Below are 15,317 nucleotides of genomic sequence, written 5' to 3'. Positions count from 1 at the left end.
CAAAGGGTTTGTCCCTTTGGTGAAGCGTTGACGGGAGAGGGCCCGTTTCCGGTGTAGGCCGGCGCTTCGCACTCCGCCATGTCAGAGGTGTCAAACCCCGCCTCTGATGTCGAAGGGAGCATCCATGCTTCTGGTCGCTAACGGTTCCGTCTTTACCCGCAACGCTCAGGCCCCGTTCATCCCCAACGGTGCGGTCGCCATTGACGGAGATACGATCGTCGAAGTGGGCCCCGAGTGCGAGCTCAAAGCCAAGTACCCGGATGCCGAGTACGTCGACGCCCGGGGCAACCTCATCATGCCCGGACTCATCAACTGCCACACCCACATCTACTCGGGTCTGGCCCGCGGCCTTGCCATTAAGGGCTGCAACCCCACCAACTTCCTGGAGAATCTTGAGCAGCAGTGGTGGAAGATCGACGACAACCTGACGCTCGACGGCACCAAGGCCAGCGCCTATGCCACGATCTTGGACTCCATCCGCGATGGCGTCACCACGATCTTCGATCACCACGCGAGCTTCTGCGAGATCCCAGGCAGCCTCTTTACCATTAAGGATGCAGCTCAGGAGCTGGGCATGCGTTCGTGCCTGTGCTACGAGGTCTCCGACCGCCGCGGTCAGGAAAAATGCGACCAGGCCATTGCCGAGAACGCCGAGTTTGCCCAGTGGGCCGCCAAGGAGCGTCGCGATAACGACAACCACATGATTGCCGCCATGTTTGGCGGTCACGCCACCTTTACGCTGTCGGACGAGACCATGGATAAGATGGCCGAGGCCAACAACGGCCTGACCGGCTTCCACATCCATGTGTGCGAGGGCATGAATGACGTGTGGGACTCCCGCCTCAACCGCGGTGGCATCAGCCCCGTCGAGCGCCTGCTGCAGCACAATCTGCTGGGTCCCGACACCATGCTCGGCCACTGCATCCACGTGACGCCTGCCGAGATGGATATCGTCAAGGAGTCCGGCACCTGGCTGGTCAACAACCCCGAATCCAATATGGGCAACGCCGTGGGCTGCGCCCCCGTGCTCGAGTTCTTCCGCCGCGGTATCCCCGTGTGCATGGGCACCGACGCCTACACCCACGATATGCTCGAGAGCCTTAAGGTCTTCCTGATCATTCAGCGCCACAACGCCGCCATGCCCAACGTGGGCTGGTGCGAGGCCATGACCATGCTGTTCGAGAACAACGCCAAGATGGCGAGCAAGTACTTCGATCGCAAGCTCGGCGTGCTCGAGGCCGGCGCTGCCGCCGATGTCATCGTCATGGACTACAAGCCCTTTACGCCGCTGAGCGAGGAGAATATCGACGGCCACATGCTCTTTGGCATGATGGGCAAAAACTGCCGCACCACCATCATCAACGGCCGCGTCCTGTACAAGGATCGTGAGTTCGTTGGGATTGATGAGGACAAGATCAACGCGTGGACCATGGCCGAGTCCAAGAAGCTTTGGAGCACGCTCAACGATCGCGTGTACTAATTCCAATTGGAGATTCGCGCGCGTCGGATGTTTCGCCGCATCCGACGCGCGCATAGGCGGCCTCCGCGGGGTCGCCGGCGCTGTGCTAGCGCTACACCGTATTTGCGCCCGCCGCGCGGTCTCGCCGGGCGTTACAGAGAGGAGCTCACTATGAGCGACATCATGAGGCCGATCCCGTTTTCGCAGCTGATGAACTGGATCATCGAGGAGCACAAGACCCAGGACGCCATCTTTGGCGTGCGTAAGATGGTCACGACCAACCAGGAGGGTGCGCTTCCCATTTTTGACGAGCGCATCGAGACTCCGTTTGGCCCGGCTGCCGGTCCCAATACGCAGCTGGCCCAGAACATCGTGGCCTCTTATGTGGCCGGTTCTCGCTTCTTTGAGCTCAAGACCGTCCAGGTTATGGACGGCGAGGAGCTCTCCAAGTGCGTCAACAAGCCCTGCATCGTGGCTCAGGACGAGTGCTACAACTGCGAATGGTCGACCGAGCTCGAGGTTCCGCAGGCCTTTGCCGAGTACGTGAAGGCATGGTTTGCCTGCCACCTGATCGCTCGCGAGTACGGTCTGGGCAGCCCGGACGGCTTTGTCTTCAACATGTCGGTGGGCTATGACCTGGAGGGCATTAAGAGCCCCAAGGTCGACGCCTACATCGAGGGCATGAAGGATGCCAGCGGCTCCGACGTCTGGAACGAGTGCCGTGCCTGGGCACTCGCCAACCTGGACAAGTTTGAGCATGTCGACGCCGCGTTTGTCGAGTCCATCCCGGCACGCGTCTCCAACTCCATCACCGAGTCCACGCTGCATGGCTGCCCGCCCGCCGAGATCGAGCGCATCGCGACCTACCTCATCACCGAGAAGGGCCTCAACACCTACATCAAGTGCAACCCCACGCTGCTGGGCTATGAGTTTGCCCGCCAGCGTCTGAACGAGCTGGGCTTTGACTACATCGTCTTTGATGATACGCACTTTCGCGAGGACCTGCAGTGGGCCGACGCCGTGCCCATGTTCGAGCGCCTGATTGCCCTGTGCGCCGAGCGCGGCCTGGAGTTTGGCGTCAAGCTGACCAACACGTTCCCCGTCGACGTGACGAGGAACGAGCTGCCTTCCACCGAGATGTACATGTCCGGCCGTTCGCTGTTCTCACTGACCATCGAGGCCGCCCGCCGCATTACCGAGCAGTTTGACGGCAAGCTGCGCATCAGCTACTCCGGTGGTGCCACGGTCTACAACATCCGCGCCCTGTATGATGCCGGTATTTGGCCCGTTACCCTGGCGACCGACGTGCTCAAGCCCGGTGGCTACGAGCGCTTTAGCCAGATGGCCGGCGAGTTTACCGATCTGGACGGCAAGCCGTTCGCGGGCGTCTCGCTCGAGGCCGTGACCGCGATCCAGACCGACTCGCTTACCAACCCGCTCTACAAGAAGCCGCTGCGTCCGCTACCCGACCGCAAGGTCGCCGGCAAGAGCCCGCTTTCCGACTGCTTTACCACGCCGTGCCGCACGAGCTGCCCCATCCAGCAGGATATTCCCGCCTACCTGGCGGCTGTTGACGAGGGCCGCTACGAGGACGCGCTCAACATCATCATCGAGCGCAACGCCCTGCCGTTCATTACCGGTACCATCTGCCCGCATCCCTGCGGCCGTGCCTGCGAGCGTGCATTCTACGAGCCCGAGGGCGCCCAGATTCGCGCCAGCAAGCTCAAGGCCGCCCGCGAGGCCATGACCGCCGTGCTGCCCAAGCTGCGCGCCCAGGCCATTGCCAACGACGCCGAGCGCAACGTTGCCGTTATCGGCGGCGGCCCGGCCGGCCTGGCGACGGCGTTCTTCCTGACGCGCGCCGGCGTGCCCGTCACTATCTTCGAGGCCCGCGACTCGCTCGGCGGCGTGGTCCGTCACGTGATCCCCGAGTTCCGTATCGCGAGCGACGATATCTCCCACGATGCCGAGCTCTGTCTGGCCTTTGGCGCCAAGGTGCAGCTCAACGCCCGCGTGGAGTCCATTGACGAGCTCAAGGCTCAGGGCTTTACCGACGTGGTCGTGGCCACCGGTGCCTGGATGCCCGGCTCTGCAGGCTTGGGCGAGGGTGCCGAGCTCGACGTGCTGGAGTTCCTCGAGGCCGCCAAGAAGGGCGAGAAGCTCGAGCTGGGCGAGGACGTCGTGGTCATCGGCGCCGGCAATACCGCTATGGACGCGGCCCGCGTGGCCAAGCGCCTGACTGGCGTGAAGAACGTGCGCCTGGTGTATCGCCGCACCAAGAAGCAGATGCCCGCCGACGAGGAAGAGCTCGATCTTGCTCTTGCCGACGGCGTTGAGTTCTGCGAGCTGCTGGCGCCCAAGGCGCTCAACGGCGCCGTGCTGACCTGCGACGTCATGGAACTTGGCGAGCCGGATGCAAGCGGCCGTCGTAGCCCTGTCGCCACGGGCGAGACCGTCGAGCTTGCCGCCACCACGGTGATCTGTGCCGTGGGCGAGGGCATCGATGCCAGCCTGTACGATGCCGCGGGCGTCGAACACGACCGTCGCGGCCGCCTTGCCGCCACCTCCACCGGCGTCGAGGGCGTCTGGGCTGCGGGCGACTGCCGTCGCGGTCCTGCCACCGTGGTCGAGGCCATCGCCGATGCCGCCGAGGTTGCCCGTGCCATTGTCGGCGTGGACTTTAACAAGTACGCCGACTGCAACGAGCAGGCCGGCCGCGAGGACACCTGCTACGAGCGCAAGGGGTCGCTGTGCCGCGACAAGCGCAACTGCACCAAGACCCGCTGCCTGGGCTGCGGCTCGGTGTGCGAGGTCTGCTGCGACGTGTGCCCCAACCGCGCCAACGTGGCAATTAAGGTGCCGGGTCTCGCCAAGCATCAGGTCGTTCACGTCGACGGCATGTGCAACGAGTGCGGCAACTGCGCTGTGTTCTGCCCCTACCAGGAGGGTCGTCCCTACAAGGACAAGCTCACCCTGTTCTGGAGCGAGCAGGACATGGAGAACTCCGAGAACGAGGGCTTCCTGGCCGTGGACGAGGGCCACTTTAAGGTCCGCGTCGCCGGCACGGTCCGCACCGTCTCGGTCGATGCCGTCAACACCGGTCTTCCCGAGGCCGTCCGCCTGACCATCAGGGCCGTGCGCGACAACTATTCGTACCTTCTTAAGAAATAGGCGAGTCTCTTATGGCCAAATCCATTCAACATAACGTGGCCTACGTTGCCTGCGGAAGCGGTTGCGCCTCCGCAGGCGGCGACGCCCGCTGCAGCGAAGGCTGCATTGGCTGTGGCGCCTGTGTCACGGCCTGCCCCCACGGCGCTATTGCGCTGGTCGATGGCATCGCCCGCGTGGATCGCTCCAAGTGCACGGGCTGTGGCCTGTGCGGCATGGCGTGCCCGCAGCGCGTGATTGCCTTCGTCCCCGGCTACCAGAACATCCTGGTGCGCTGCAACAACACCGATAAGGGCGCCATTGCGCGCAAGATCTGCGACACGAGCTGCATCGGTTGCGGCATGTGCGCCAAAAAGTGCCCTGCCGGCGCTATCCGCATCGAGGACAACTGCGCCCATATCGACGGCGTGGACTGCCTGTCGTGCGGCATGTGCGCCGTCGTCTGCCCGCATGGCGCCATCCACGACCGCACCGGCATCGCCGCCGGCGTGTAGAAGGGAATCACCATGGCACAGGAATTCACTTTTACCGTTAACGGCGTCGAGCGCACGACGACCCAAAACAAACCGCTGCTGCGCTACCTGCGCGACGACCTGCATATCCATTCCGCCAAGGACGGCTGCTCCGAGGGCGCATGCGGTACCTGCACCATCCATGTGGACGGTGCGGCCGTCAAGGCGTGCGTGCTGACCACCGCGCTTGCCGCCGGCCGCAACATCGTGACCGTCGAGGGCCTGCCCGAGAACGTGCGCGAGGCGTTTGTGTACGCCTTTGGCGCCGTGGGCGCCGTGCAGTGCGGCTTTTGTATCCCCGGTATGGTCATGGCGGGTGCAGCGCTCATCGCCGAGGATCCCGAGCCTACCGAGGAGCAGATCAAGTACGCCATCCGCGGCAATGTTTGCCGTTGCACCGGCTACAAGAAGATCATCGAGGGCATCGCACTCGCCGCTGCGGTGCTCCGCGGCGAAAAGCAGATCGACGAGGACTTGGAGCGCGGCGACAACTACGGCGTAGGCAAGCGCGCCTTCCGTATTGACGTGCGCAAGAAGGTGCTCGGCGAGGGCAAGTACCCCGACGACATCGACGAGATCGACCAGCCGGGCCTGACCTACGCCAGCGCCGTGCGCTCCAAGTATCCGCGTGCCCGCGTGCTCTCCATCGATACCTCCAAGGCCGAGGCCCTACCCGGTGTGGTGGGCATCCTGCGCGCCGAGGACGTGCCGGTCAACCAGGTCGGCCACCTTATCCAGGACTGGGACGTCATGATTGCCCAGGGCGATATCACCCGCTGCGTGGGCGATGCCATCGTGCTGGTGGTTGCCGAGGACGAGGCGACGCTCGAGAAGGCCAAGAAGCTCGTAAAGATTGATTACGAGCCGCTGGAGCCCGTGCGCAACATCGCCGAGGCCAGGTCTGCCGACGCCCCGCGCCTGCACGACAGCTTCTTTGCTTTTGGCAACACGGTGGAGCTCAAGGACAACGTGTGCCAGAGCCGTCACGTGACGCGCGGTGACGCCGCCAAGGCGCTGGCGGAGAGCGCGTTTACCGTGACACAGCGCTTTACCACGCCCTTTACCGAGCATGCCTTCTTGGAGCCCGAGTGCGCCGTGGCCTTCCCGTACAAGAACGGCGTCAAGGTGCAGTCGACCGACCAGGGCGCCTACGATACGCGCAAAGAGTGCGCCCACATGTTTGGCTGGGATAACGAGCCCGAGCGCGTGGTCGTCGAGACCATGCTCGTGGGTGGCGGCTTTGGCGGCAAGGAGGATGTGTCCATCCAGCACCTGGCCGCGCTCGCCGCATATAAGTTCCAGCGTCCTGTGAAGTGCAAGCTCACGCGCGCCGAGTCGCTTGCGTTCCATCCCAAGCGCCATGCCATGGACGGTACCTTTACGCTGGGCTGCGACGCCGAGGGCAACTTTACCGGCCTGGACTGCGAGATCAACTTTGATACCGGCGCCTACGCGTCGCTGTGCGGCCCGGTGCTCGAGCGCGCCTGTACGCACGCCGTCGGCCCCTACAAGTACCAGAACACCGACATCCGCGGTTTTGGCTACTACACCAACAACCCGCCCGCCGGTGCGTACCGAGGCTTTGGCGTTTGCCAGTCCGAGTTTGCGCTCGAGAGCCTGATCGACTTGCTGGCCGAGAAGGTCGGCCTGGATCCGTGGGAGATTCGTTACAGAAACGCTATCGAGCCGGGTGAGGTTTTGCCCAACGGCCAGATTGCCGACTGCTCCACGGCGCTTAAGGAGACGCTGCTCGAGGTCAAGGATGCCTACTACGCACATCCCGGACACGCCGGTATCGCCTGCGCCATGAAGAACGCCGGCGTGGGCGTGGGCCTGCCCGATGCCGGCCGCTGCAAGATTCGCATCGAGGACGGCGTGGCCGTGGTCTATGCCGCCACGTCCGACATCGGCCAGGGCTGCAACACCGTCTTTTTGCAGGACGTTGCCGAGGCATGCGGCCTGCCGCTTCGCTGCATCGCCAATGGCGAGTGCTCTACCGAGAACGCTCCCGACTCCGGCACCACGTCTGGCTCGCGTCAGACGGTCGTGACCGGCGAGGCCGTGCGCGGTGCCGCCTTCCTGCTGCGCGATGCCATGCTTGACATCGAGGCCGGCAAGCATGCACCCGATGCTCCTGTGAGCGCCCATGGTAATGGCGTCAAGATCGAGTACGACGACGGTCGCGCCTACCAGTTGCGCACGCAGGAACTCGTTGCCGGCCAGGGTATGCATCCTCAAGATCCCGCTGCCGCCATCAAGGCGCTCGAGGGCTGCGAGTTTGGCTACGTGTACCTGGAGCCGACCGACAAACTGGGCGCCGACGTTCCCAACCCCAAGAGCCACATCTGCTACGGTTTTGCCACGCATGTGGTCATTCTGGATGATGACGGCCGCGTGAGCGAGGTCTATGCCGCGCACGATTCCGGCAAGGTGGTCAATCCCATCTCCATCCAGGGTCAGATCGAAGGCGGCGTGCTCATGGGTATGGGCTATGCGCTTACCGAGGATTGGCCGCTCAAGGACTGCGTCCCCCAGGCAAGGTACGGCACGCTCGGACTGTTCCGTGCGCCCGAGATTCCGGATATCCACGCCATCTACGTGGAGAAGGACGAGCTGCTGCCCGTGGCATACGGCGGCAAGGGCATCGGCGAGATTGCAACGATTCCCACGGCGCCTGCCGTGCAGAATGCCTACCGCGCATTTGACGGCAAGCTGCGTCCAGATCTGCCCATGGTGGATACGCCGTACAGCCGCGCCCGTCACCGCGAGTAGGGTAGGGCGCAGACGGCATTGCTGATGGGCTGTTCGCGCACAACACCAACTGTATATGCTGCACCTTTGGCCCCAGCTCCATCGCGAGCCGGGGCCTTTTGCTTGGAGCGGAAAGCGTGTCCCGAAATGAGCGCTCAGAATGGGATGCAGTTTCCCCTTGGAGCCCTCGGCGGAAATTACATCCCAGAATCGATGCTCAGAATGGGATGCGCTTTCCGGTAGAGCCTCTGGCGGAAAGCGCATCCCGGAATTCGGCTCCAGAGTGGGACACACTTTCCGGTTGGAGCTTCAACCGGAAAGTGTGTCCCGGTTTGGCAGGCAGACGGGCATAAGCTCAACAGCTCCTACAACTCCACCTCGTTGAGCCATGTCGGCAGCGCGGTCTGCCGGATGCCTGCCGTCTGCAGCTTTTTCGCGAGCAGTCCTGCCGAGCGGACTTCGCTCATGGTAAAGCGCAGCAGAGGGTGACCGTAGAGCGATAGGTGCGCCTCGCGCTGTCGTTCGGCAACGAGCGCCTCGGCGGTGGTGCGTCCGGCCAGCATGGTCTGGTCGGTATATTTGATGAGCCCGTCGAGCTCGCCCAGCGTGAGTTCCCGCGCCTGGCGCTCCCAGGCAAAGTCCGTTCGTATGGGCTTGGCCGAATCGAAGGGGTCCGTCAGCTCGTATTGAAGCCAGTCGGGCGCAAAGCCCGTCTCGATCATGACGGCTCGGGCGACCGATTCCCCGCCGCTCTCGGCGCGGGCGTCGGCATATCGAAGCGTTGTGAGGGCGGTGCGAATCGCGCGACCATTGCGGGCAGTCGCTCGTTGCTCAACGGCCTCCATCAGCTGTTCCGGCGCAAGGCCGAGCTTTGAGATCGCCGAATCGGCAATGGGCATGCCGTCGGCAAAACCAGTTTGCAGCAGGCAATCTGTGGCCGTTTGGATGGGCGGCGTTACTGATGTGCCGGATAGACGGATTGCTCCGGCCGGCTCGATCTGATGCCGCTGAATATGCGCGCCCGGGCGAGCCGACGGCTTTGTCGAGCTACAGACATGCACAACGTTCAGATGTCGCCACGAGACCTCGAGCCCCAGCAGGCAGGCGGCCGAAAACGAGCAGAACGTCCAATCGGGGTGGATGATCGCAAGGGCGCGAATAATCTCGCAATGACGCTGTGCCCGGTTGAGTTCATCCCAGCGCATTTTGCGCGCGAACAGTCCCGGCATGGGCGAGACGACCGCGCTGCCGATGCGCCGAAGGAGCGCTTTTCGGATTGCCGTGCTCGGGGGAATCAGACAGCGCCCCTCTTGTTCGGCTTGAGTGAGCAGTTGGTCGATGAGTTGGTCATTGCAATGGGTCATGAGCTACCGCCTCCTTTTGGGTAGCAAAAAACGTATCAGCCGCAACTTGCCGCCCAACTGACCAAAAGCTGACCAAAATCTAACCATGCAGGTAGATGGCCTGTTTTCGGCGACATTTTTACATTCGAATCGGTGGGCGGTGATCGGCTCCCGTGAACGGCAACAAGTTATGAAGACCTGGTAAGTTTAGGGACGTGTACTTTTTCGAAAAACGGTAGTCTCTCCGCGGAAAGTGCATCCCAGAATTAAGCCTCGGAACGGGATGCATTTTCCAGTAGATGCTTCAGTGGAAAGTTCATCCCAGAATTCAGGCTCAGAACGGGACACGCTTTCCGGATGGCATGCTTGGCGGAAACTACGACCCAGTATTTGGCTCCAGAACGGGACAACCTTTCCGAATCGGTCTTCAAGCGGAAACTACGCCCCGGATTTGACCTTCAGATCGGGATGCCGTTTCCGGTTGAGGCCTCGAGCGGAAAGCGCATCCCATAATCCCCAATGGCACCGCAGCGCATTTCGTGTCCGCGTGGGCGTTTGCGCCGGTCGTCGAATGACGTTATAGCTGGCTATATTATGGGTAGCTATAATGTTCGACTTTTCGACAACCCTCGGCCTGTGGCAGAGCATGGGTCGCCAATCAAGGCGGCGGTTGCCGAGGCCTCGTTACCGAAAATCCATTTGTTAAACCTGGCACCCGTGGGTAGAATAAAGTCGACGGCAGCCCAAGTAGTGAAGAGCTGGGCAGCGCCGTTACTCAGTTTAAGGGGTCAATGCCTTAACGGCGTCGACCCCTCTTTTTATGCTTCGAATGCTGCTTGAGTGCCTCGGAAAGTTCGATAAGCGCCGTGAAGAGCGAGACCAAAGCAACCAAGAGCTCTACGAGCTCTGATGGGCCCGGGATGACCTCTGATTCAAGTCACCGGGCCTAAATCTTTTTCAGGCATTTGAATAGAGCGGGCGATTCTCTTGGGGCCGTCTGCATGGCGTATGCCTGGCGCGCGTGGCATTGCGTCCCGCTTTTGTGTCCGCACGGGCGCCTATCCTTACGGCAATGTAGCCGCCTATGTAACGAGCGGCAGTTGACGGAGAAAGGCCCAACCGTGTCAGCTGAAAAGACGCCGTGTATCTCGGCTATCGATACGACGAACTTTGCGCGCCAGATTGTGCTGGACTTTGAGTTTGCGCCGGTGCCAAAGCAGCGTCAGCGCCGTGGACTGTGCAATGAGATTATCGAGGCCGGCGCCGTCAAGCTCGATTACCACGGCAACGTTATGGGCGAGTTCTCGCAGTTTGTACAGACGGAATTTACCGAAGGCGTTGCGTTCCCCGTCCGCGAGCTCACAGGGATATCGGCCGTGGGCACCGCGATGGCCGATCCGCTCTACATGGTGATCAAAAGGCTCAGCGATTGGATCGGGCGCTACTCCGCCCGGGTGGTCTGTTGGAGCGGGGCGGATCGTCGACAGCTTTTGATCGAGTGCCAAGCAAAGCACATCGATCTTTCCGCATTTCCTACGGACTGGGCCGACCTGCAGGCGTTTTACACCTCGATCATGGACATGAGCAGCCACGGGTGCGTCTCTTTGAGTGACGCAGCGACGTGGTTTGGCATCGAGTTCGACGAGTCGACGGGTCACGCCCACAGCGCCCTAGCCGATGCGCGCGTGACCGCCAAGCTGCTCAAGCAGATGGTGGACGGGGACTACCGCGTGAGCCCGCGCGCCCAGGAGGTCCGTCAACGGTGGGGGATGGGCGAGCGAGCTCAGACGCGCTTTTCCAGCAAGTGCTCCGAGCTGGGCGACCTGCTGCTAAAGCTGAAGGCGGAGGGGGTAGGCCTTTTGAGAACGCCATTCGGTTTGGCATGGCGGGGCTGTAAGCGCGAGCCCGCCCTGCTGTTTGAATCGAAGCGTCAACCAGTATGACGAGCTGTCTGGTCTGTCTGCCTACGCCCCCGCAATCCCGCGGGCCGCACTCAACAGCTCATACTCCCTCTGGCTCCACTAGTACAGCTCGGCCGTGCGTACGGCGTCGCGGCACAGGTCCAGGAATGCCTCGGCTCCCTCGCAGAAGCACTCTCGGGCAAAGGCGCCGGATCCGTCCGCAACGCATACGCCGTCAGCAAAGAGCTTCCAGCTAGACGGCTCGCGAGAGTCGTCTCCAAGCAGCTTGATCTGCAGCACGTGCGGGCTGCCGGCGGCGCAGAGTTCTTCCTCGAGCACCTGCACCGTAAAGCGCATCTGGTGGGAGAGGCTGCTCTTGATCATGGCCGAGGCGTAGCCATTTGGCTTATCCAGAAGATGCATGTGATTCGGTTTGACGATCAGGTTGTGGAAGTTACGCTCGCTGCGCACGGAGAAATTGTCCATACGGACTCCTTTCATCGATGTTGGCAGGGCCACCGTGCCTCTTGGCCGGTTGGCGTCGGGATCGTGGAGCCAACTCTCTACCCCGACTCTGGATAAAATGCGCCCGCTCCTTGCGGGCAAGAGGAAGTCTATCAACGTGTACGGACAGAAATCAAGCGCCGCCTGCGAAATGACGCGTGAACGGCGTTGGTTTCCCAAGTGATTATTCGGCTTTCATCCGGAAAAGTGTCGAAATCAGCCGTGTAAAAGTACGGAAAAGTGTCGAAATAGGCACCTTAAAACTTCGGAAAAGTGTAGCTGGATGACAAAACAGCACTTAGAAGCCGGTGCTGGATGCGGGATCCTGCGGCCGCCTTCAGCTCTCGCTACTCATCGTCTCCGTCGTTGGGGTCGCCCTTGAGGGTGTTGATGTCCAGATACTCGTCATCGTCCTCTTTTTGCTGGGTCTCCGACTCCGCTTGGGTGGGGCCGGAGAACAGCCGGAATCCCTCAAACGCAATGACGCCGAGCAGGGCAATGACAATGGCGATAAAGGCAACCTTGACTGCCTGCGGAAATTCCGAGAAACGCAGCGCCTTTTCCTCGGCGTAATAATCGGCGAAGCGCTCTTCGCCCGTGCTTTTGGTATACGCCGGTGCGGACGCGGCCTCCGGGTCATATTCCGGTGCAGGCGTGGCGGCGTACGGATCGTTGAGATAATCGCTCGATGTGGTGCCATAATCCTCGGTCTCGATGCGACCGGCGTCAGCATAGCCATCGGAATAATCGGAATATGCCGCACCGCCCTCATAGCCCGCGGCGCTCGTGTTGGCGGCAAAAAGCGGGTTAACTGGAACGTCGAGCGCCGGCATGCCGGTAGAGGTCTCATCCAGATCGGCTGCAGCCCAGGAATCGTAGGCAACCTGATGGGCAACGGGCTCATCGAGCCTTGTGACCGGAGGCTTGCGTGCCGCAGGAACAGGCAACTGCTGGGCGCTGTACATAACGGTGCTGTCGGCCGATTTGCCCTGCGTCGCTGCAGCGAGAAATGCCGCCGTCTCGGACGGGTCGCTTGCGGGGCGGGGAGTGGGTGTGGGCGCAGACGCGGGCGTCGAAACAGGCGGCTGCGCAGGAGTCGGCGCAGATGCGGGCTTAGGCGCAAGTGCGGGATTGGGGCTTGACGGGCGAGCCCCACCGCCCATGAGTTCGTCGGCGGTCCACGGGCGATCATCCATCACGTCGTCAAGGCTCAGCGAAAACAGGTCGTCTTCACCCTCATCGAACATGCGGTGCACATGTCCACCAATTGCCGGAATCAATCCGCGACCGGTGCATGATGCCTTGCTCAACGCCATTCTGTTCCACCCTTTCGAAATACTAATGACATCGATTATATGGAACTTCCCAAGCGGCTCGGTCTTGGATTCGTGCTTTCCAGAACTCGCGCCCAAAAGGGGAGGGGCAATCCAGGCGAGTGCCTACTTGTCGCCTGTCGCCGCCTTGGCCTCATTGAGGTAGCTATAGAAGCTGTACTTGGAGATGCCAAAGAACTCGCAGGCGCGCTCGCTCGACTTGGAAATGAGGAAGGCGCCGCGACGGTCGAGGTAGCCAATGGCACGAATGCGCTCGTCTTTGGTCATGAGTGCCGCGGGCTTGCCCACAAACTGTTCGCACTCGTGCAGCAGGTCCTCGAGCAGGTCGCCGATGTTTTTGGTAATGGGCTCGGGCTCGGTGTAGCCCGTGCCGCCGGTGCCGGTAAAGGCGTCGAGCGAACGCTCAAAAGCCTTCATAAGCGTAATGTCAAAGTTGATGCCCAAAATGCCGACGGGCTTGCCCTCGTCGTTGCGGATAAAGATGGTCGAGGACTTGAGCAGCTTGCCGTCGGTGGTCTTGGTGAGGTATGGCTCGCGGTCGTGCACGTCGGTGGTGCCCTCGTGCATGGACTCAAACACAATATGGCTGGGGCCGTCACCCAGTTTGCGCCCGCTGACGTGGCCGTTTTCGATCACTACGATGGAGTGGTCCACGTCCTCGGTCTCCAGGTCGTGGACGACGACTTCGCAGTTGGGGCCAAATTGGAGCGCCAGGCCGTGTGCAAGGCGCTTGTAAAACTCAATCTGTGCGGGGGTCATGGGTGCCTTCCTAAAAATTAGTTTGGGCACACTTTGCCATAAACCACACTTGTTCGCAAATAACGAAAGCGTTGCTGCGTTATGTGACCGTTCGGCGGCGAAAAGGTACCGATTACGGCAACAAACAATTTGTTAGGTATACCAATCAAAAAGTGTGATAGAACAGTACTAACAAACTTTTTGTTTGGCCTCCACATAAAAGTTCAGCCGTGTGAATGGGATCGGGCTGAAACGCGTATGCGGGGGCCGGCAAGAGAGAACTTAAGGAGTTCACCGTATGGCCGATAAGATCCAGTGGGCGGGCAACACGATGCCCAAGAGCGATGACAAGCACTTGGGAATCATGAGCCTCGACCACGTGAAGAAGGCCCGCGCCTTCCACCAGTCGTTCCCCCAGTACACCGTCACTCCGCTTGCCCGCCTGGATGGTCAGGCTGCGCGCCTGGGCCTTTCCAACCTGTGCGTTAAGGACGAGAGCTATCGCTTTGGCCTCAACGCCTTTAAGGTCCTGGGCGGTTCGTTTGCCATGGCCAACTACATTGCCGACGAGACCGGCAAGGACGTTGCCGAGTGCACCTTCGATTACCTGACCTCCGATCAGCTTGCCAAGGACTTTGGCCAGGCCACCTTCTTTACTGCCACCGACGGCAACCATGGCCGCGGCGTGGCATGGGCTGCCAACAAGCTGGGCCAGAAGGCCGTCGTGCACATGCCCAAGGGTTCCACCAAGCCCCGCTTTGATAACATCGCCGCCGAGGGCGCCACGGTGACCATCGAAGAGGTCAACTACGACGAGTGCGTGCGCATGGCCGCCGCCGAGGCCGACGCCTGCGAGCGCGGCGTCATCGTTCAGGATACCGCCTGGGAGGGCTACGAGAAGATCCCGTCCTGGATCATGGAGGGCTACGGCACCATGGCTTCCGAGGCTGCCGAGCAGCTGCGCGAGATGGCCATCAACCGCCCGACGCACGTCTTTGTCCAGGCTGGCGTGGGCTCGCTCGCCGGCGCCGTGGTGGGCTACTTCACCAACCTGTATCCCGATAACCCGCCCACCTTCGTCGTGGTCGAGTGCGCGCCTGCCGCCTGCCTGTACAAGGGCGCTGCCGCCGGCGACGGCGATCCGCGCATCGTGGACGGCGACATGCCCTCCATCATGGCCGGCCTGTGCTGCGGCGAGCCCAACATCCTGGGTTGGGATATCCTGCGCAACCACACCACCGCCTTCGTGTCCTGCCCCGACTGGGTCACCGCTCGCGGCATGCGCACCCTGGGCGCTCCCGAGAAGGGCGACCCGCGCGTCATCTCCGGCGAGTCCGGCGCGGTGACCACCGGCCTGGTCGAGACCCTCATGCTCGATCCCGAGTACGCCGAGCTCAAGGAGCTCATCGGCCTGGACAAGACGAGCTCCGTGCTCTGCTTCTCCACCGAGGGCGACACCGATCCGGATCAGTACCGTCGCATCGTCTGGGAGGGCGAGTACCCGACTTGCTAGCAGACTGACCTGTCCGGAGGCAGCCGGAGGACTTTACTCCCTGCTCGGACAGTCCTGCTCGCACGGAGAGCACATTAAGTGCTCTCCGGCTCGT

At 61.8% G+C, this 15,317-nt stretch carries 10 protein-coding genes and 1 riboswitch; of the genes, 6 read left to right on the top strand and 4 right to left on the bottom strand.

All coding sequences use genetic code 11. The features are described 5' to 3' along the window. Positions 1-124: 124 nt before the first annotated feature. The 4 genes from ssnA (at position 125) to xdh (ending at position 7,911) form a co-directional block, all read left to right on the top strand. A complete protein-coding gene (ssnA, locus tag I2G43_RS03350) occupies positions 125-1,480 on the top strand; it encodes a putative aminohydrolase SsnA (protein ID WP_195535075.1) in 1,356 nt (451 codons plus the stop codon). A gap of 150 nt (positions 1,481-1,630) precedes the next feature. Then, on the top strand, positions 1,631-4,630 hold the full coding sequence (gene ygfK, locus I2G43_RS03345) for a putative selenate reductase subunit YgfK (protein WP_195535074.1): 3,000 nt from the start codon (positions 1,631-1,633) through the stop codon (positions 4,628-4,630). A gap of 11 nt (positions 4,631-4,641) precedes the next feature. Next, the gene (locus tag I2G43_RS03340; protein ID WP_006235055.1) at positions 4,642-5,121 is read left to right on the top strand and encodes a 4Fe-4S binding protein; all 480 of its coding nucleotides are present in this window, start codon (positions 4,642-4,644) and stop codon (positions 5,119-5,121) included. Between the two features lie 12 nt (positions 5,122-5,133). Beyond that, entirely contained in the window at positions 5,134-7,911 is a 2,778-nt protein-coding gene (gene xdh / locus I2G43_RS03335) for a selenium-dependent xanthine dehydrogenase (protein ID WP_195535073.1), read from the top strand. Positions 7,912-8,255: 344 nt separating this feature from the next. On the opposite strand, the gene I2G43_RS03330 is transcribed toward xdh, so the two are convergent. After that, entirely contained in the window at positions 8,256-9,254 is a 999-nt protein-coding gene (locus tag I2G43_RS03330) for a hypothetical protein (RefSeq protein WP_195535072.1), read from the bottom strand. A gap of 1,100 nt (positions 9,255-10,354) precedes the next feature. Between I2G43_RS03330 and I2G43_RS03325 the strand changes: the two genes are divergently transcribed. Beyond that, on the top strand, positions 10,355-11,176 hold the full coding sequence (locus I2G43_RS03325; protein ID WP_195535071.1) for an exonuclease domain-containing protein: 822 nt from the start codon (positions 10,355-10,357) through the stop codon (positions 11,174-11,176). 78 nt (positions 11,177-11,254) lie between these two features. Here I2G43_RS03325 and I2G43_RS03320 read toward each other — a convergent pair whose 3' ends face one another. From I2G43_RS03320 to I2G43_RS03310, 3 genes are all read right to left on the bottom strand, one after another. Beyond that, positions 11,255-11,620, bottom strand: coding sequence for a hypothetical protein (locus tag I2G43_RS03320; RefSeq protein WP_117797438.1), 366 nt, complete (start codon positions 11,618-11,620; stop codon positions 11,255-11,257). Positions 11,621-11,628: 8 nt separating this feature from the next. Then, positions 11,629-11,719, bottom strand: a riboswitch (SAM riboswitch). A 266-nt stretch (positions 11,720-11,985) separates the two neighbouring features. Then, entirely contained in the window at positions 11,986-12,954 is a 969-nt protein-coding gene (locus I2G43_RS03315) for a hypothetical protein (RefSeq protein WP_195535094.1), read from the bottom strand. Between the two features lie 123 nt (positions 12,955-13,077). Beyond that, positions 13,078-13,731, bottom strand: a complete 654-nt coding sequence (locus tag I2G43_RS03310) for a helix-turn-helix transcriptional regulator (RefSeq protein ID WP_055252226.1) — start codon at positions 13,729-13,731, stop codon at positions 13,078-13,080. Positions 13,732-14,008: 277 nt separating this feature from the next. Here I2G43_RS03310 and dpaL point away from each other — a divergent pair, with 277 nt between their 5' ends. Further along, a complete protein-coding gene (gene dpaL, locus I2G43_RS03305; protein ID WP_055252227.1) occupies positions 14,009-15,223 on the top strand; it encodes a diaminopropionate ammonia-lyase in 1,215 nt (404 codons plus the stop codon). Positions 15,224-15,317: the final 94 nt, after the last annotated feature.

The sequence above is a fragment of the Collinsella aerofaciens genome (assembly GCF_015557435.1).
Lineage (GTDB): Bacteria > Actinomycetota > Coriobacteriia > Coriobacteriales > Coriobacteriaceae > Collinsella > Collinsella aerofaciens_Z.
The sequence above is the reverse complement of the archived record's forward strand: the minus strand, read 5'-3'. Positions and strand labels throughout refer to the sequence as shown.

Coding starts and splice junctions, on each gene's coding strand:
- ssnA (WP_195535075.1), top strand. CDS start 125: ATGCTTCTGGTCGCTAACGGTTCCGTCTTTACCCGCAACGCTCAGGCC.
- ygfK (WP_195535074.1), top strand. CDS start 1,631: ATGAGCGACATCATGAGGCCGATCCCGTTTTCGCAGCTGATGAACTGG.
- I2G43_RS03340 (WP_006235055.1), top strand. CDS start 4,642: ATGGCCAAATCCATTCAACATAACGTGGCCTACGTTGCCTGCGGAAGC.
- xdh (WP_195535073.1), top strand. CDS start 5,134: ATGGCACAGGAATTCACTTTTACCGTTAACGGCGTCGAGCGCACGACG.
- I2G43_RS03330 (WP_195535072.1), bottom strand. CDS start 9,254: ATGACCCATTGCAATGACCAACTCATCGACCAACTGCTCACTCAAGCC.
- I2G43_RS03320 (WP_117797438.1), bottom strand. CDS start 11,620: ATGGACAATTTCTCCGTGCGCAGCGAGCGTAACTTCCACAACCTGATC.
- I2G43_RS03315 (WP_195535094.1), bottom strand. CDS start 12,954: ATGGCGTTGAGCAAGGCATCATGCACCGGTCGCGGATTGATTCCGGCA.
- I2G43_RS03310 (WP_055252226.1), bottom strand. CDS start 13,731: ATGACCCCCGCACAGATTGAGTTTTACAAGCGCCTTGCACACGGCCTG.
- dpaL (WP_055252227.1), top strand. CDS start 14,009: ATGGCCGATAAGATCCAGTGGGCGGGCAACACGATGCCCAAGAGCGAT.